Source organism: Pseudoalteromonas sp. HM-SA03, assembly GCF_002289345.1.
In the GTDB taxonomy this organism is placed as follows: Bacteria; Pseudomonadota; Gammaproteobacteria; order Enterobacterales; family Alteromonadaceae; genus Pseudoalteromonas.
Genome location: NZ_NSDG01000031.1, coordinates 23346 through 40836 on the forward strand (window position 1 = coordinate 23346; position 17491 = coordinate 40836).

The following is a 17491-nucleotide window of genomic DNA, read 5'->3' on the forward strand; positions in this document are numbered from 1 at the left end:
GCTCCTTACATTCTGAAGACGCCAAATTTAGACTCTTTTTGCGGCGCATTGCTCGCAGCTTCTAAGGCAAGACCAAGTACTGTGCGCGTATCCGCAGGGTCGATAACGCCATCGTCCCAAAGCCTTGCGCTGGCATAGTATGGGTGTCCTTGCTTTTCGTACTGCTCGATAATTGGCTTTTTAAATTCGCTCACTTCGGCATCGTTCATGCTAAGGCCTTTGCGCGCTAAACCATCTTGTTTAACCTGCGTTAATACGCCTGCAGCTTGTTCACCACCCATTACGGAGATCCGTGCGTTTGGCCACATCCACATCATGGTTGGCTCGTACGCTCTACCACACATGCCATAGTTACCAGCACCATATGAGCCACCAATCAATACTGTAAACTTAGGCACATCAGCACAGGAAACGGCTGTTACCATTTTTGCACCGTGCTTAGCGATACCTTCCGCTTCGTATTTTTGACCAACCATAAATCCAGTAATGTTCTGCAAAAATAGCAGCGGAATATTGCGCTGTGCACAGAGTTGAATAAAGTGTGCGCCTTTTTGCGCGGATTCAGAAAAGAGAATACCGTTGTTTGCTACGATCCCTACAGGGTGACCATAAATTTCAGCAAAACCAGTCACGAGTGTTTCGCCGAAGTAGCGTTTAAATTCATCAAACTGAGAATCGTCCACGATACGGGCAATGACTTCGCGTACATCAAATGGCTTTTTCAGATCCGTACCGACAATGCCATACACCTCACTGATGTCATAACGTGGTGGTTTGGCATCTTGCAGGAACGGGCGAGTGGGGCGCTGGTGATTAAGGCGTGACACGCACTGCCTTGCGATAGAAAGCGCATGTTCATCATTTTCTGCATAGTGATCGGCTACACCAGAGACTTTACAGTGAACATCTGCGCCGCCTAAGTCTTCTGCACTCACTTCTTCACCTGTAGCAGCTTTAACAAGTGGTGGCCCTGCCAAGAAAATGGTGCCTTGTTCTTTGACGATAATACTTTCATCGGCCATTGCTGGTACATACGCGCCACCGGCGGTGCATAACCCCATGACCACTGCGATTTGTGGGATCCCCTTTGCAGACATACGTGCTTGGTTGTAGAAAATTCGACCAAAATGCAATTTATCTGGGAACACTTCATCTTGCTCTGGCAGGTTCGCACCGCCAGAATCCACTAAATAAATACAAGGAAGATGGCAGCGCTCAGCGATTTCTTGCGCTCGTAGGTGTTTTTTTACAGTAATAGGGAAATAGGTTCCCCCTTTTACCGTCGCATCATTTGCCACAATCATGCATTCAACGCCTTTAACGCGTCCGATCCCGGCGACCACACCAGCACAAGGAATATCTTGTTCGTAAACGCCAAATGCGGCGAATTGGCCAATTTCTAAAAACGGCGAGCCCTCGTCAAGCAAGGTTTCAATTCGGTCGCGTACAAATAATTTACCGCGACTTTGATGACGGGCAATAAGCGCTTCACCACCGCCTTGGCTCAGTGTGGCGACTTTATCTTTAAGATCAGCAACTAGCGATGCCATCGCATCGCTGTTTGCCTTAAACTGGGGATCATGCGGATTAACCGCAGAATTTAGTACCGTCATGTAGCACTCCTAGCGACTTTCGTTGAATAGCTCACGTCCGATAAGCATACGGCGGATCTCAGACGTACCAGCGCCAATTTCATACAGCTTGGCATCGCGAAGTAGTCGACCTGTAGGATATTCATTGATATAACCGTTTCCGCCTAGTAGCTGAATAGCATCAAGTGCAAGTTTGGTTGCAAGTTCTGCGGCATATAAAATCGCTCCAGCAGCATCTTTACGAGTGGTTTCGCCACGGTCACAGGCTTTTGCCACGGTATAAACGTATGAGCGTGCTGCGTTCATTTGCGTGTACATGTCAGCAACTTTGCCCTGCACCAGCTGGAATTCACCGATGGATTGGTTAAATTGTTTACGCTCGTGAATATAAGGTACTACCACATCCATACAAGCCTGCATAATACCAAGCGGACCGCCTGCCAATACCACACGCTCGTAGTCTAGGCCACTCATGAGTACCTTAACGCCTTCGTTGTATTCGCCAAGGATGTTTTCTGCAGGTACTTCGCAGTTTTCGAATACCAGCTCACAGGTGTTTGAACCACGCATTCCAAGTTTGTCTAACTTTTGTGCCGTTGAAAAACCAGGGAAGCTTTTTTCGACGATAAAGGCAGTGATCCCGCGAGGGCCTGCATTGGTATCCGTTTTTGCGTAAATCACAAAAACGTCGGCATCTGGACCATTGGTGATCCACATTTTATTACCGTTTAGGATGAACTTGTCACCTTGCTTTTCAGCACGTAGTTTCATTGACACGACGTCAGAGCCAGCATTGGGCTCACTCATTGCTAGTGCACCGATGTGTTCACCGCTGATAAGTTTTGGTAGATATTTTTCTTTTTGGGCTTGGTTTCCGTTACGGTTAATTTGGTTCACACATAGGTTTGAGTGTGCGCCGTAGCTTAAGCCAATTGATGCACTCGCACGGCTTATCTCTTCCATTGCGATAACGTGTTCAAGATAACCCATGTTTGAGCCGCCAAATTCTTCATTGACGGTGATCCCAAGTAGGCCCATTTCGCCAAACTTTGGCCACATTTCGTTTGGAAATGCATTTTCTTGATCTGTTTTTTCAGCAAGTGGGGCAATTTCACTGGTCGCAAAGCTATTCACATGATCACGGATCATGTCTGCTGTTTCGCCTAGTCCAAAGTTTAATTCTTTATATAAAGATACTGTGCTCATCGGTATTCATCCTGTTGTGAGAGTTTATTTTTCGAGCTCGTGTAGGGTGTCGCGACAACGGCGCTCAGCCGTCACCAGTTCCATTAAGACAACTTTAATGTCGTCCATCTGTTGGCTTAAGTCGGCTTTTTTCTCTTCAATGAGCTGCAACATGGTTTTAAGTTGCTTTTCGCTCGATTTGTCGGCGTCGTAAAGCTCAAATAGTCGGCCAGTTTCAGCAAGTGTAAAACCAAGGCGTTTGCCGCGAAGGATCAGTTTTAATCGAACTTTGTCACGTTTTGAGTAAATACGCGTTTGTCCTTGACGCCTAGGAGAAAGGAGTCCTTGGTCTTCGTAAAAACGAATACTGCGAGTGGTAATATCAAATTCTTTAGCTAACTCGCTGATTGAATAGGTAGGTTCATTAATTTCTTGCATTTTTATTTACACTTACAACGTCACTGATTAGACCAATATAAGTGAAGTTTACGTAAAGGTAAAGTAAGAATAACAGATCCTTCTTTAGTCTTATAAAAGGAATAATCTGTACGTTTGAATTGTCATCAAATCTTCATTACAGCTAGAGAAAATAAGCCTTGGAAACAAATTTGTGCAAGTTAGCTTTACACTTTCACTGATCTCGTATGGCTTGATTTTAGATTTACGTTGGCGTAAACGTAAATATTATGTATGCTCGAATACAGAGTTAATTTTTAACAAGCCAAGATTGGCTTGTAAACAGGAGTTTTGCAATGAGTAACGAAGCTGTTGTCATCGTCGCTGCTAAGCGTACACCAATGGGTGGCTTTATGGGAAGCCTATCTGACGCAACCGCGACAGACTTAGGTGCGACTGCAATTAAAGCAGTAATGAATGAAACAGGTCTTAGTGACGCGAGTATAGACGAAGTTATCATGGGCTGTGTCTTACCCGCAGGCCTTGGTCAAGCGCCAGCGCGTCAAGCAATGCTACACGCGGGTCTCGCGCGCTCGACGGGAGCGACGACAATTAACAAAGTGTGTGGCTCGGGTCTAAAAGCGGCGATGTTCGCGCATGATCTCATCCGCTCAGGTAGCATTAAGTCTGCTATCGCGGGCGGCATGGAAAGCATGACTAACTCACCTTACTTTATTCCAAAAGCCCGTGGCGGAATGCGCATGGGTCATGGAGAAATCAAAGACCATATGATGGCTGATGGCTTAGAAGATGCTTATGATAATAAAGCGATGGGTTGTTTCGCACAAGCTACCGCTGATGAATATGGCATTACCCGCGAGCACATGGATGAATTTGCACTTGGCTCACTAAGTAAAGCAAACGCCGCAATCGAAAATGGCAGCTTTGGCAATGAAATTACCCCTCATGTAATGAGTACACGTAAGGGGGATGTTGAGGTTAATACTGACGAGCAACCTGGTAACGCGCGTCCAGACAAAATTCCATCACTTCGTCCAGCATTTAAAAAAGACGGCACTATCACTGCTGCCAACTCTTCGTCTATTTCTGACGGTGCAGCAGCGCTGATTTTAATGAGTGAATCAGAAGCGAAAAAGCACGGTTTGACGCCACTTTGTAAGATTGTTGCCCATGCAACGCACTCACAAGCGCCTGCTGAATTTACCGTTGCGCCGGTTGGTGCGATGAATAAGCTGCTTGAAAAAGCAGGTTGGTCAACCGCAGATGTTGACCTTTGGGAAATCAACGAAGCGTTTGCCATGGTGACTATGTTGGCTATCAACGAAATGCAGTTAGATAGCAACAAAGTCAACGTCAACGGTGGTGCTTGTGCACTTGGTCACCCAATCGGTGCAAGCGGTGCACGCATCTTAGTTACACTTATCCATGCACTAAGAAACCGCGGCTTATCAAAAGGCGTAGCGTCACTATGTATCGGTGGTGGTGAAGCTGTAGCGCTCGCGGTAGAAGTGTAAGTTACTGCAATTTATTTCGTTCAAGGGGCGCTGCGTTTTCCATAATTCTAATCATTCACGCAGCGCATAAACTCGTTTTATGGGGAGGAGTGCTTCATGCACCAAGTACCTTTATACATCAACGGTGAATTTTCACAGTCTCAGTCTGACAAATGGTTAGACGTTGTTAATCCGGCTAATCAAGAAGTATTAGCAAAAGTACCTTGTGCTACTAACGAAGAAGTACAAGCTGCAATTCATTCAGCTCAAGAAGCATTTAAAACGTGGCGTAATGTTCCGGTAACTGAGCGTGCGCGAATTATGATGCGTTATGCGGCGCTTCTAAAGGAGCACCAAGAAGAAATCGCAACCATCATTTGTCATGAACTAGGTAAAACTTTTGAAGATGCGAAAGGTGATGTATGGCGCGGTATTGAAGTGGTTGAGCAAGCATGCAATGCCCCTTCAATGATGATGGGCGAGACGGTAGAAAACGTTGCCCGTAATATCGACACCTATTCGTATACCCAACCGTTAGGCGTTTGTGCGGGTATTACGCCATTTAACTTCCCAGCGATGATCCCGCTATGGATGTTCCCAATGGCAATTGTATGCGGTAACACCTTTGTACTTAAGCCATCAGAGCAAGACCCACTAACGCCAATGCGCTTGGTTGAATTGTTTGAAGAAGCCGGTGCGCCAAAAGGCGTACTACAGGTAGTACACGGTAGTAAGGATCAGGTTGACCAGATCCTTGAAGCGCCGGAAATTCGTGCGATTTCTTTCGTGGGTTCTTGTGGTGTTGGTCAGTACATTTACAGCAAAGGTACGCAAAACCTCAAACGCGTTCAAGCATGTGTTGGCGCGAAAAACCACATGGTTATCATGCCAGATGCGAAAAAAGAACAAGTGATCAATAACCTGGTTGGCTCTTCGGTTGGCGCGGGTGGTCAGCGTTGTATGGGGATCTCAGTTGCCGTGTTTGTTGGGCAATCACAACAGTGGGTAGAGGAACTAAAAGACGCAATGGCGAAGGTTCGTCCTGGCGTTTGGGATGATCCTGAAGCTGCTTATGGTCCGCAAACGACGCCGCAGGCTAAAGCACGCATTCTGTCGCTGATTGACAGTGGTAAGCAGCAAGGCGCAACGTGTTTGCTAGATGGCTCTGATTTTACAGTTGAGGGTTATGAAAATGGTAACTGGGTAGGTCCCACCCTGTTTTCAAATGTCACAACTGAAATGGATATCTACAAAGAAGAAATCTTTGGCCCTGTCCTTTGCTGTGTCTTTGTCGATAGTTTAGATGAAGCAATTACGCTTATTAATAACAACCCATACGGTAACGGCACCTCATTATTCACTGCAAGCGGTGGCGCAGCACGTAAGTTCCAGCGTGAAATCGAAGTGGGTCAGGTCGGCATTAATATTCCTATTCCTGTGCCATTGCCGTTCTTCTCATTTACCGGTTGGAAGAATTCATTCTACGGTGACCAACACACCTATGGTAAGCAAGGCGTGCGTTTCTATACAGAAACTAAAACGATTACCTCACGTTGGTTTGACGATGAGGCCGTCAGTGGTCCAAATATGAGTATCAACCTTAGATAACTTATATTGCATAGCGTGCTCTGCAGGGGGAGTACGCTATTTTTTACCAAAACGATAAGAATTACCGACACACATTCAGGGTGTCAGAACAGCAAGAGAGGTCTAGCGTGGACTTTAACCTAAACGAAGATCAACAAGCATTTGCCGATATGGCGCACCAATTTGCAATGAGCGAGCTTGCTCCACATGCTGCAAAATGGGATCAAGAGCACATTTTTCCAAAAGACGTAATTCAAAAAGCAGGTGAGCTTGGTTTTTGCGGTCTATATACGCCAGAAGAGGCAGGTGGTCTGGGTTTATCTCGCCTTGACTCAAGTATTATTTTTGAGCAACTTTCTATGGGTTGTACAGCAACAACCGCCATGTTGACTATTCATAACATGGCAACGTGGATGATAGCGAGCTTTGCAACGGGCGAAACCAAAGCAAAATATATGGATCAGTTGGTAACAGGTGAGCTACTGGCTTCTTACTGCTTAACTGAACCAGGTTCTGGCTCAGATGCCGCATCGCTGAAAACAAAAGCAATAAAAGAAGGCGACGAGTACGTTTTGTCTGGCTCTAAGATGTTTATCTCAGGGGCAGGTGAAACCGACGTATTGGTGGTAATGGCAAGAACCGGTGAAGACGGTCCAAAAGGTATTTCTGCATTTGTTGTACCTGCCGATGCTGACGGCGTTATTTATGGCAAAGCAGAAGAAAAAATGGGGTGGAACGCACAACCTACGCGCCTTATCACGCTTGAAAATGTCCGTATCCCAGCTACCAACCTGCTAGGCCAAGAAGGAGAAGGCTTCAAATTTGCGATGCAAGGCCTTGATGGTGGTCGTATTAATATTGCAACTTGCTCGATTGGTACAGCCCAGCAGGCGCTCAATACCGCCAAGCAGTATATGCAAGAGCGTTCTCAGTTTGGCAAACCTTTAGCGGCGTTCCAAGCACTTCAATTTAAAATTGCAGATATGAATACAGAACTTGTGGCTGCGCGCCAAATGGTTCGACTTGCGGCATTTAAACTGGATAGCAACGACCCAGAAAAGACCACTTATTGCGCTATGGCAAAGCGCTTTGCCACTGATGTAGGTACTAAGGTGTGTGATGATGCACTGCAAATTCATGGTGGTTACGGGTATATCAAAGAATATCCACTTGAACGTCATTTACGTGACGTACGTGTTCATCAGATCCTTGAAGGTACAAACGAAATCATGCGTGTAATTATTGCACGTCGGATCTTAGCTGAAGGCGCGGCAAGCGTCCTATAAGGAGAGTATCATGACTGCACAATTAAAACTCGAAAAACAAGGCCATACTGCCGTTGTTACTATGTCAAATCCACCGGCGAATACGTGGACTAAAGACACATTGACTGCACTTAAAAATCTAGTAATCGAATTGAATGGAGATAAAGAAATCTATTCTTTAGTGATCACTGGTGAAGGCGAAAAGTTCTTTTCAGCCGGTGCGGATCTAAACGTATTTGCCGACGGCGACAAAGGGGTCGCTGCGGATATGTCTCGAGTATTTGGCGAAGCGTTTGAAACACTCAGCGACTTTAGAGGCGTATCAATTGCTGCTATCAATGGTTTTGCAATGGGTGGCGGCTTAGAAGTCGCACTAGCATGCGATATCCGTATTGCCGAAGCTCAAGCCCAAATGGCACTTCCTGAGGCGAAAGTCGGATTGTTACCTTGTGCTGGCGGCACACAAAATTTGTCTTGGCTTGTGGGTGAAGGCTGGGCAAAACGTATGATTTTATGCGGTGAACGCTTAAAAGCTGATAAAGCACAGCAAATTGGCTTAGTTGAAGAAGTGGTCGAGCAGGGTAAAGCACTGGAGGCTGCGCTTGAACTTGCTAAGAAAGTGGAAGATCAAAGTCCAGTTGCGGTCACAGCTTGTAAGGCCCTCATTCAAAAAGGTCGCACTGGCACAATCAATAGCGCATTGCCGCTGGAACGCGAACTCTTCGTAACACTATTCGATACGCAAGATCAAAAAGAAGGCGTAAACGCGTTTCTAGAGAAGCGTAAAGCGAATTGGGTAAATGGCTAATGACTGAATTTGAGCTAATAAATCACGAAGAGGCGCCGGTTATATTCGAACAGGCAACGTGCCATAACGGGATGAAAATAGCGCTGGCGACATTAAATGCACCAAAAGCGTTAAATGCCTTAAACCTCGATATGATCCGTTTGCTCGCGCCACAACTTGACGCTTGGGCAAACGACCCGCAAATAGCAATGGTTATGCTAAAAGGTGCTGGAGAGAAGGCGTTTTGTGCCGGCGGCGATGTCGTGAGTTTATATCGCGAAATGTCGTCTGATACGAGTAACGCATTAATTGAAACCTTTTTTAGTGAAGAATATCGGTTAGATTATCAAATCCATAACTATGATAAACCAATCCTACTTTGGGGTAATGGCATCATCATGGGTGGTGGACTGGGCTTAACGGCTGGTGCAAGCCATAAAGTGATGACCGAAACGTCGCGCATTGCTATGCCGGAAATCACCATTGGCTTATACCCTGATGTGGGAGGGAGCTATTTCCTCAATAAGATGCCAAAAGGCGTTGGACTATTCTTGGGGCTCACCGCTGCAAACATTAACGCTGCGGATGCCAAGCTGGTTGGGCTCGCCGACCACTTTATGGACTCAGAAAAGCTGAGCTTACTATTACAAAACCTAGTTGAAGTGAACTGGGGCAAAACCAATGTATTAAATCATGAAAAGCTTACTCAGTTGCTGTTGTCACTAGATGAAGCGTCTCATGCGCCGCCAAAAAGCGAAATTAAACCGCTTATCAAGGTATTCGAAGCGCTTGATGAGAAAGATACTTTATCAGAGCAGGTTGAATTTATTTTGGCGTTGGATAGCACTGACAACAAATGGCTAAGCAAGGCACAGGCCGCATTAAAGCATGGTTCACCATTAAGTGCTGCATTGGTTAAAGCGCAGCTCACTAGAAGTGCGGGCAAAACACTAAGAGACTGTTTTAAGCAGGAATTAGGAATGTCGGTAACGGCTGGCGAGTTTGGTGAGTTTCAAGAAGGTGTTCGTGCGTTGCTTATTGATAAAGATGGCAAGCCAAATTGGCGATTTAAATCTGTCGCCGAGGTTACAAACGATGCAATAGAACGCTTTTTTGCACCTCGCTGGGATGAAAACGATCACCCATTGCGTGACTTATAAGGAGTGACTTAAATGGCACAAGTAGGATTTATCGGCTTAGGTAATATGGGTGGTCCAATGGCCATTAACCTATTAAAGGCTGGCCACCAAGTATGTGTATTCGATTTGAACCCTGAGGCCGTTGCGACGCTTGAAGCAAGTGGCGCGACGAAGGCGACGGTTGTGAGCGATGTATGTCGCGAAGCCGATTATGTGATCAGTATGCTGCCTGCAGGCAAACATGTTCGAGCAGTGTATACTGGCGATGACGGATTAATTAATTACCTTAGTAAAAATACACAAGTAATTGATTGCTCGACCATTGATGCTGGATCTGCTCAGTTTGTTGGCAACAAGTTGGCAGAATCGGGTATTTCATTTGTCGATGCGCCAGTGTCTGGCGGTGTGGCAGGTGCAGCGGCCGGTACCTTAACTTTTATTGTCGGCGGTAATAAAGCAGACTTTGAACGTGCGAATGTGGTACTGACCAATATGGGCAAGAATATCTTCCATGCTGGAGATATTGGTGCCGGACAAGTCGCTAAGATATGTAACAATATGCTGTTATCAATACTTATGGCGGGCACAAGTGAAGCGCTGCAAATGGGTGTGGATCATGGCTTAGATCCTAAAGTATTGAGCGAAATTATGCTAAGCAGCTCTGGTCGTAACTGGACGCTAGAGCTATACAACCCATGTCCTGATGTACTAGAAAATGTGCCTTCTTCGAACGGTTATAAGCCGGGCTTTATGGTTGATTTAATGGCTAAAGATCTTGGCCTTGCGATGCAATCTGCGCAGCAAACGAATTCTGCGACGCCCATGGGGGCGCTGGCGAAGAATTTGTATAACTTGATGCAAAATCAAGGCAAAGGCAGTGAAGACTTTAGTGCGATTTTTAAGCTTTATTCAGAGAAATAAGACACTATGGATATTAACAATAAAACAGTTGTGATCACCGGTGGTGCGCAAGGCTTAGGTCTTGCCATGGCGACGGAAATAGCAAAGCATGGGGCAAAACTTGCTCTGATTGATATGCAAGAAGACGTTTTAGCAGAAGCGAAGCACGAACTTGCTCAATTCGGCACACAAGTTAACACGTATGTCGCTAATGTTAGTCAAGAATCAGACGTTGAAAATGTGTTTAATGCCATCGTAAATGACTTCGGCGATATTTCGGTATTAATTAATAATGCGGGTATTTTGCGTGACGGTTTGCTACTCAAAGCAAAAGATGGGCATGTCATCGACAAAATGTCGCTTTCGCAATTTCAATCCGTTATTGATGTTAATCTCACAGGTGTTTTCCTGTGCGGCCGCGAAGCTGCTGTCAAAATGGTAGAAGCGGGTAACGGTGGCGTGATCATTAATATGTCGAGCGTTGCACGCGCTGGTAATATGGGACAAACCAATTATTCAGCAGCAAAGTCTGGTGTCGTTGCGATGACTACCAGTTGGGCTAAAGAGTTAGGTCGTTTTGGTATTCGCGTGGGCGCAATTGCACCAGGTGTGATCCGTACAAAAATGACCGATGCAATGAAGCCTGAAGCCAAAGAGCGCCTAGTGAAAATGAAGCCAGTAGGGCGTCTTGGTGAAGCGCAAGAAATTGCTCATACAGCAAAATATATCATTGAAAACGATTTCTTTACGGGACGTGTCGTTGAGATTGACGGCGGCATTCGCCTGTAATGAAAAAATAGGCTTGGTTTTACAACGTGTAGTCCAAGTTCCTACTTGAGTGTGTGAAGCGGCAATGCAAATTGCCGCTTTTTTATTTAAAAGACACTAAATGCTTGAGGAGAAGTGCTTGAAGTTATCTGGAATACATCACGTCGCTGTTATTTGTTCTGACTACCAAAGATCAAAGGTGTTTTATACCGAAGTACTTGGTTTGCGCGTACTCAATGAGAATTATCGAAAAGATAGAGCATCCTATAAATTAGATCTTGCGCTGCCTGATGGGAGTCAGATTGAGTTGTTTTCGTTTCCAAATCCTCCAAAACGGCCATCACACCCAGAGGCGCAAGGGCTGAGACATTTAGCATTTAGCGTATCAGATATCGATGCTTGTATTGCACACCTTTTGCAGTATCAAGTTGCTGTAGAGCCTGTTCGAATAGATGAATATACAGGCAAACGGTTTACCTTTTTTAGCGATCCTGATGGTTTGCCGCTGGAGCTTTATGAGCAATGTTAGTTAACTACTTTAAAAGGGCTAAATTATGTATGAGATGTTAGTGGCGATGGAAATTCATAACAGCGAGCGATATGCCAAATATCGTGAAGCAATGAGGCCAATCTTAAGACAATATGGTGGCGGATTTAGTAACGATTTTCATATTGCAGAAACCTTGCTAACAGAGGGACAGTGCCAAGCTAATCGACTTTTTACCATATATTTTCCTGATCAAGCTTCAATGGAGTCCTTCTTCAGTGATGCTGAATATGTAGAGGTAAAAGCGCGATACTTTGAAGATAGCGTCAGTGGGTTCGATATTTTGGCGAGCTACATTAGGTAAGGCTAAAACAAGGAGCAAAATTGGGTAAAGTTTATTCTATGTGGGTCGATAACGTTTAATAACTCCGCGGTAAATTGAATTTGTAACAAGGATATAGGTTATGAATATAAGACCACCATATCAAATGAATAACGGCAATGTTGTAAACTCAACATCGTCAGAAAAACTACATGAAAAGGTCAGAGAAGTTGCGACAAATAGGGTCGATGATGATCCCAATCAATTACTCAGTTCAGACAATGAATTAACTATTGATTTTTCTTACACACAATCACCAGTCACATACAGTAAAGAATTTTTTCTCAACCTAGACCTCAGCATGATCGGGCTTAAACGCTATGGGATTCATCGAGAGCATATGGGAACGGATGAAAACGGCCATATTTATAAAGATACTTATGGTGATTTTGAAGGAAGAGAGAAAATTGACGAATTTCTAGCTATTTTCGATCGCTTGGACGAAGAACAAAAAATAAAGTTTTCCCACTTTAAACCAACAGAAGCACTTCTTGACGTTGCTAACAGATTAACTGATGAGGAGCTTGGACAGCTCACCGATTTTATTGTCGAGTCGTTGACTATCAACTTACTGGATCAAAAAAAGGATGATTATTCTACCAAGCTAATAAATAAGCTTAGCAATATGTCAGATGAGGTATTACAAGATACGGTGAAGACCATGTCTAAGCTGATGGAGCAAGCTGACAATAAAGTCTTCGCTGAACCAAATTTACCAGCTTATCTGCTTGATAAAGACGGCCATGCTGATTTCGATTTAAATGTAAGAGGTTTAGGCTTTTTTGAAGATGTAAACGCGTATGGTGACATGAACAACCAATTATTAAATGACTATGCAAAATTTGTCATTGATAACAAATTCTCAGACGGTGATCTTTTAGATCTGAACGCGCATTTAGCAAATTCTGATTTTGATACGAGTCGTGGCATGCTAGATATGGCAACCTTGGTTAAGGCAAATGACCGAACTACTTTTATAGAAATGTTAAACGAAGTGGATACGCGGGAGCCGAATAACCTGTTCGCAAGATTGAGCAAACTCAATTACGAAAATGAGAATACAGAATACTTTAGAACTGACAATCGAGAATACGTTAAATTTAAAGGTGCACCAGCTGACGATAACGAAAAAAGTAGGTTATACAATCAGCTGATAAAAGCCTATGAAAATCAGGGACTCGGTTGGATGAATGACGTAATGGAACAATCAGAAGGTATGCCAGTGCGAGCTGAACTCAATATGTGGCTATCTATTTTAGAAGATGTTGAAGAAAACCCCGATGCGTTTAAACGCTCAGACTCTGTCGAAACTTGGATGGAGCGCAATTTAGCTGGAATTGTAAATGACTACTATCAAGGCATAAAAGATAAGGTATTTGCGCATAATGAGGAGCTAGATAACTTTCTCAATATGTCTATGCTTGAAAGAATTGAACTCGATACAATTGAACTTGACGAACAAACTCCTTTAGTTGAATAGAGAAAGATCTATTACATCCCAAATATTGTTCTACACTTAATTAAGAACGAAACAAGCTAGTTAATTCAAAGGCTTGTTTCGAGGTGAGTCTTGACTATATAACGCAGCAACTTTGTTAAGGGAGAGTTTAATGCGCGGCGTGATATTTAGAGGTTTAGAAGAATTAGTTGTAGAAGCGATTGGCATGCAAGCTTGGGATGAGTTACTTGAAGCACATGCACCTGAGGGAAGGGTTTATGTTTCCCCTACATCCTACCCAGATGCAGAGTTATTTGCGTTAGCGCAAGGCGTCGCTGACAAATTGAATAAGCCATTGACAGATGTATTGGCTATTTTCGGACAGTCGCTATTTGGATTTTTAGCGGAAAAGCATAAAGGTATTTCATCAAAATTTACGTCGTTTGACGAGTTGGTTTTATCTATCGATAGCATGATACACATGGAGGTAAAAAAGCTTTACGATGAACCTAATCTCCCCTCAATTGCGGCGATAGTGAAAGATGACAAGACTATCGTATTAGAGTATTGCTCGAATCGTAAATTGTGTTTTTGTGCAGAAGGGCTACTTTATGGTGCTGCCCAGTTTTATAGTCGCAAACTAAAAATTGAACATCCACAGTGCATGCACAGCGGCGCTAAACATTGCGTACTTATTCTTCATTTGGATTAATTCGATGTCTGAATATAACGACTATAAAAAGGCCTACCTAAGAGAGCGCCGTGCACGTGATGAAGTCGAGTCATTACTTGAAGAGAAAACGCGTGCGTTATATTTGGCTAACCAAACACTTGAACGTCAATTAGAACAGCTTAAGAATCAACAAGCCGCATTAATAAACAACGAACGTATGGCGACATTAGGGACACTATCTGCAGGCGTTGCACATGAATTAAATAACCCGTTAGCATATGTGGCGGGTAATCTTGAGTCACTTAATTATTATATCTCGCCAATATTGCAGTTGCTTGAATCAGTGAAATTACTTGAACAAAATGAATTGAGAGGAGAGCAGTTGGAAGCTCGCCTTATTGACATATATTTTAGGCAGCGTATTGACGAAATTAAGAATGATTTGCCGGATCTCGTTCACGATACGCTGCACGGTTGTGAGCGAATTAAAACCATAGTAAATGATTTAATGAATTTCTCCCGCTCCAATAACGATAGTTTCGGTAGGGTGTCTCTAAGGTCTATTGTTGAAGACACGCTTCGCTTACTCCATGGTCAACTCAAGGGATACGAGCTAACCGTTGCGGTCGAAGATGTGCCAACTATCTATTGCAAGGAAGGAGCGCTAAAACAAGCGATCATCAATCTTTTGGTGAATGCTAAATATGCGATAGACATGAGCCATAAATCGCATAAATCAATCGAAGTGTTACTCGCACTAGGTAACGACCAAGATATTATCTTAAGCGTTAGCGACAACGGAATTGGAATTGATGCTGACGTGCTTCCTAGATTGTTCGATCCTTTCTTTACGACTAAGCCTGTCGGCGAAGGTACGGGCATGGGACTTGCCATTACTCATGCGATTGTAAAAGAGCACAAAGGGAAAATTGATGTTCAAAGTCAAGAAGGAGTGGGTAGTCAGTTTACTATTTCCTTTCCTTTGGAGCAGTGAGAAGCTTGCACCTGTCCCCACTTTGTAATACGTTAATCGACTAAATTAGACATATTATCAATGATTTTCATTTGAGGTTTTGAGCCTCAACTTTTAATTGGATACTTAAACGTAATAGGGAAATTATGACGATTGAAATGAAAGTCCCCGTGCTGCCTGAGTTAATAGATACAGCAAAAATAGCAACACTCTATGTAGCTGAGGGACATCAAGTTGCAAAAGATCAAGTCTTATGTGATATCGAAACGAATAAGGTCGTATTGGAGCTACGAGCGCCAGAAGCCAGCCGTATTGGTAAAATTGTGGTGAACGAAGGCGATGTTTTGAAAGCCGATGCGCTTATTATGTCAATCATTCCTGATCCAGAACTAAACCACTTAGTTGTACTTGAATCGAAGAGAGTTCATCAGCTGCTCAGTAATGAAGACATCACTACTGAGCATGAGTTGAAAGGGAAAGGCANTGTGCAGATCGATGTATTACCCGATTTTGTTGATAGCGCAACGATTATTGAAATCTATGTCAAAGAAGGAGATAAGGTTGCTTGTGGCGATAGGCTTTGCGATGTTTATACTGACAAGGTCATCCTTGAAGTTTGTGCTCCCAATGATGGCGTAGTGTGCGATTTTATCAAAACGCTTGAGCAAGAAGTCGTTGCAGGTGAAACGATCGTTACTTTGTATCACCCCGCGTATATTGCGCCTGAGACTACACTTCCTGAGTCGAAAGAAGATAATATCGATGTCTTAATAGCTCAAGTATTGTTAGATCCAGCTTTGGATAATGAACCCTCTACGCTGGTCGAGCTTAATAGGCCTTCTCATCAGGCTACATGTGATAGTTTAGAAGCGCATAAAGACATAGCGGCAGTCGAAGCAACCAATAGCACGGTTATTGACACACAGCTTAAAAATGAATCTCCCCCTCTTAGTACTCAAACTGGCGATAGCTATGTTGATTTAACTAACGACCATGTTAGTCAAGCTTCAACGGTTTTACGATCAGAGTCTGCAGTGATATCGAAGAGAGTTCATCAGCTGCTCAGTAATGAAGACATCACTACTGAGCATGAGTTGAAAGGGAAAGGCANCGTGCAGATTGATGCATTACCCGAGTTTGTAGATAGTGCGACAATTATTGAAATCTATGTGAAAGAAGGAGACATGGTTGCTTGTGGCGATAGGCTTTGCGATGTTTATACCGATAAGGCTGTTCTTGAAGTAAGTGCTCCCCACGATGGTGTAGTATGCGACTTTGTCAAAAAGCTTGAACAAACAGTTACACCTGACGAAACAATTGTCACTTTGTATCACCCCGAGTATGTCGCGTCTGAGCTCGAGCCTGAGCTACAAGAGGATAATATTGATGCTTTAATGGCTCAAGTGCTGTTAGACCCAGTTTTGGACAATGAACCCTCTACACTGGTTGAACTCAATGCATCCTCTCATCAGGCTACATGCGATAATTTAGAAGCTCAGGAAGACGTAGCGGAAGTCGAAGCAACCGATAGCACGGTTATTGATACGGACCTTAAAAATGAATCTCCCCCTCTTAGTACTCAAACTGGCGATAGCTATGTTGATTTAACAAATGACCATGTTAGTCCAGCTTCAACGGTTTTACGATCAGAGTCTGCAGTGATTGCCCATGTAGGAGAAGATTGTAGCAAAGACAGTCAAGAAGGAGGTGCAAGCTCTGGCAAAGTGTTTACGTTTGTCGCCAGTGTAATCGTTATTGCGCTGGCAGGTTATTTTTTGCTGGTATAGCTTCGCGCTTGTAGCAGCTGCAAAGAAGTTAGCCAGCTATTTTACTCAAAAAGGAGATTTTTAATGAGTTATAATATCATTGCATATCAAGTTGATGCAGAAAAAGTAAAAGCGGTGTGGGGAAGTAAAGATCAGCAATTTTTGGATAGGTTTTTATCCAAATATCGAGATGAAATTGCAGGGCAAGAAGAAGAGCTGGATGTTAAGGGATATGCCGCTTGCATGGCGAATATTATAAATGGAACGAGTATAGATGAGGACGACGAAGACAACTTTATTTACGGTTACCTATATGAAATGCTGTGCCAAGAATTTGGTGAGATGGTTCGCCATGATGACTTTCTAGACATAATGGAAGATGTGACGCCATCTAATCATAAAGCATTTATTCCTATCCCCAAAAATGATGATTGGCCTGAATTCTACAGCGTCCCTCTTGAAGAATTAGAGCAGGGTCGACAGGTCTTTCTTGGCAGTGACGAAACATACACTAAAGAAACCTCCTATATAGAAACGGTAAACTTCATTTTCGATACAGCAGTTCAAAACCACAAAGCTCTGGTTTTCTTTGGTTATTGATTTGAGGTTTCAATCTACCGATTAAAATTTCTGACAATA

Annotated in this window: 17 protein-coding genes; 14 read left to right on the forward strand and 3 right to left on the reverse strand. The window is 43.7% G+C overall.

Features of this window, described 5'->3' with window-relative positions:
• Positions 1–5: 5 nt before the first annotated feature.
• From CKO50_RS06700 to CKO50_RS06710, 3 genes are read right to left on the reverse strand one after another with little or no spacing between them, the layout of a single operon-like run.
• Positions 6–1613 carry a carboxyl transferase domain-containing protein gene (locus tag CKO50_RS06700; protein ID WP_095727532.1) on the reverse strand — a complete coding sequence of 536 codons (1608 nt, stop codon included), beginning with the start codon at positions 1611–1613 and terminating at the stop codon, positions 6–8.
• 9 nt (positions 1614–1622) lie between these two features.
• Entirely contained in the window at positions 1623–2798 is a 1176-nt protein-coding gene (locus CKO50_RS06705) for an isovaleryl-CoA dehydrogenase (protein WP_095727533.1), read from the reverse strand.
• Positions 2799–2822: 24 nt separating this feature from the next.
• The gene (locus CKO50_RS06710; protein WP_010378624.1) at positions 2823–3215 is read right to left on the reverse strand and encodes a MerR family DNA-binding transcriptional regulator; all 393 of its coding nucleotides are present in this window, start codon (positions 3213–3215) and stop codon (positions 2823–2825) included.
• A gap of 314 nt (positions 3216–3529) precedes the next feature.
• On the opposite strand from CKO50_RS06710, the gene CKO50_RS06715 reads away from it, so the two are divergent.
• The 14 genes from CKO50_RS06715 (at position 3530) to CKO50_RS06780 (ending at position 17452) form a co-directional block, all read left to right on the forward strand.
• Positions 3530–4708: an acetyl-CoA C-acyltransferase gene (locus CKO50_RS06715; protein ID WP_095727534.1), complete on the forward strand. Its 1179-nt coding sequence runs from the start codon at positions 3530–3532 to the stop codon at positions 4706–4708.
• Between the two features lie 96 nt (positions 4709–4804).
• Positions 4805–6295, forward strand: a complete 1491-nt coding sequence (locus CKO50_RS06720; RefSeq protein WP_010378628.1) for a CoA-acylating methylmalonate-semialdehyde dehydrogenase — start codon at positions 4805–4807, stop codon at positions 6293–6295.
• Between the two features lie 107 nt (positions 6296–6402).
• Positions 6403–7560 (forward strand): acyl-CoA dehydrogenase family protein, encoded by a 1158-nt coding sequence (locus tag CKO50_RS06725; RefSeq protein WP_095727535.1) that lies wholly within the window; start codon positions 6403–6405, stop codon positions 7558–7560.
• A 10-nt stretch (positions 7561–7570) separates the two neighbouring features.
• Positions 7571–8347, forward strand: coding sequence for an enoyl-CoA hydratase (locus tag CKO50_RS06730; protein WP_095727536.1), 777 nt, complete (start codon positions 7571–7573; stop codon positions 8345–8347).
• A complete protein-coding gene (locus CKO50_RS06735) occupies positions 8347–9486 on the forward strand; it encodes an enoyl-CoA hydratase/isomerase family protein (RefSeq protein ID WP_095727537.1) in 1140 nt (379 codons plus the stop codon). The genes CKO50_RS06730 and CKO50_RS06735 overlap by 1 nt, the downstream gene beginning before the upstream one ends.
• 12 nt (positions 9487–9498) lie before the next feature.
• On the forward strand, positions 9499–10386 hold the full coding sequence (gene mmsB, locus CKO50_RS06740; RefSeq protein ID WP_095727538.1) for a 3-hydroxyisobutyrate dehydrogenase: 888 nt from the start codon (positions 9499–9501) through the stop codon (positions 10384–10386).
• Positions 10387–10392: 6 nt separating this feature from the next.
• A complete protein-coding gene (locus CKO50_RS06745; RefSeq protein WP_095727539.1) occupies positions 10393–11154 on the forward strand; it encodes an SDR family oxidoreductase in 762 nt (253 codons plus the stop codon).
• Between the two features lie 100 nt (positions 11155–11254).
• Entirely contained in the window at positions 11255–11662 is a 408-nt protein-coding gene (locus CKO50_RS06750) for a VOC family protein (RefSeq protein ID WP_176474620.1), read from the forward strand.
• Between the two features lie 25 nt (positions 11663–11687).
• Positions 11688–11984, forward strand: coding sequence for a DUF1330 domain-containing protein (locus CKO50_RS06755; RefSeq protein ID WP_095727541.1), 297 nt, complete (start codon positions 11688–11690; stop codon positions 11982–11984).
• A gap of 100 nt (positions 11985–12084) precedes the next feature.
• The gene (locus CKO50_RS06760) at positions 12085–13482 is read left to right on the forward strand and encodes a hypothetical protein (RefSeq protein ID WP_095727542.1); all 1398 of its coding nucleotides are present in this window, start codon (positions 12085–12087) and stop codon (positions 13480–13482) included.
• A gap of 130 nt (positions 13483–13612) precedes the next feature.
• Entirely contained in the window at positions 13613–14152 is a 540-nt protein-coding gene (locus CKO50_RS06765; protein WP_095727543.1) for a heme NO-binding domain-containing protein, read from the forward strand.
• Positions 14153–14156: 4 nt separating this feature from the next.
• On the forward strand, positions 14157–15107 hold the full coding sequence (locus CKO50_RS06770) for a sensor histidine kinase (RefSeq protein ID WP_095727544.1): 951 nt from the start codon (positions 14157–14159) through the stop codon (positions 15105–15107).
• A gap of 125 nt (positions 15108–15232) precedes the next feature.
• On the forward strand, positions 15233–16873 hold the full coding sequence (locus CKO50_RS24490; protein WP_095727545.1) for a biotin/lipoyl-containing protein: 1641 nt from the start codon (positions 15233–15235) through the stop codon (positions 16871–16873).
• Positions 16874–16936: 63 nt separating this feature from the next.
• Positions 16937–17452 (forward strand): hypothetical protein, encoded by a 516-nt coding sequence (locus tag CKO50_RS06780; protein WP_095727546.1) that lies wholly within the window; start codon positions 16937–16939, stop codon positions 17450–17452.
• Positions 17453–17491: the final 39 nt, after the last annotated feature.

What these genes read in the sequence shown, in the direction of transcription:
- CKO50_RS06735 (WP_095727537.1), top strand. Translation starts at nt 8,347, where the DNA reads ATGACTGAATTTGAGCTAATAAATCACGAAGAGGCGCCGGTTATATTC.
- CKO50_RS06765 (WP_095727543.1), top strand. Translation starts at nt 13,613, where the DNA reads ATGCGCGGCGTGATATTTAGAGGTTTAGAAGAATTAGTTGTAGAAGCG.
- CKO50_RS06715 (WP_095727534.1), top strand. Translation starts at nt 3,530, where the DNA reads ATGAGTAACGAAGCTGTTGTCATCGTCGCTGCTAAGCGTACACCAATG.
- CKO50_RS06710 (WP_010378624.1), bottom strand. Translation starts at nt 3,215, where the DNA reads ATGCAAGAAATTAATGAACCTACCTATTCAATCAGCGAGTTAGCTAAA.
- CKO50_RS06745 (WP_095727539.1), top strand. Translation starts at nt 10,393, where the DNA reads ATGGATATTAACAATAAAACAGTTGTGATCACCGGTGGTGCGCAAGGC.
- CKO50_RS06760 (WP_095727542.1), top strand. Translation starts at nt 12,085, where the DNA reads ATGAATATAAGACCACCATATCAAATGAATAACGGCAATGTTGTAAAC.
- CKO50_RS06700 (WP_095727532.1), bottom strand. Translation starts at nt 1,613, where the DNA reads ATGACGGTACTAAATTCTGCGGTTAATCCGCATGATCCCCAGTTTAAG.
- CKO50_RS06705 (WP_095727533.1), bottom strand. Translation starts at nt 2,798, where the DNA reads ATGAGCACAGTATCTTTATATAAAGAATTAAACTTTGGACTAGGCGAA.
- mmsB (WP_095727538.1), top strand. Translation starts at nt 9,499, where the DNA reads ATGGCACAAGTAGGATTTATCGGCTTAGGTAATATGGGTGGTCCAATG.
- CKO50_RS06730 (WP_095727536.1), top strand. Translation starts at nt 7,571, where the DNA reads ATGACTGCACAATTAAAACTCGAAAAACAAGGCCATACTGCCGTTGTT.
- CKO50_RS06720 (WP_010378628.1), top strand. Translation starts at nt 4,805, where the DNA reads ATGCACCAAGTACCTTTATACATCAACGGTGAATTTTCACAGTCTCAG.
- CKO50_RS06755 (WP_095727541.1), top strand. Translation starts at nt 11,688, where the DNA reads ATGTATGAGATGTTAGTGGCGATGGAAATTCATAACAGCGAGCGATAT.
- CKO50_RS06780 (WP_095727546.1), top strand. Translation starts at nt 16,937, where the DNA reads ATGAGTTATAATATCATTGCATATCAAGTTGATGCAGAAAAAGTAAAA.
- CKO50_RS06770 (WP_095727544.1), top strand. Translation starts at nt 14,157, where the DNA reads ATGTCTGAATATAACGACTATAAAAAGGCCTACCTAAGAGAGCGCCGT.
- CKO50_RS06750 (WP_176474620.1), top strand. Translation starts at nt 11,255, where the DNA reads ATGCTTGAGGAGAAGTGCTTGAAGTTATCTGGAATACATCACGTCGCT.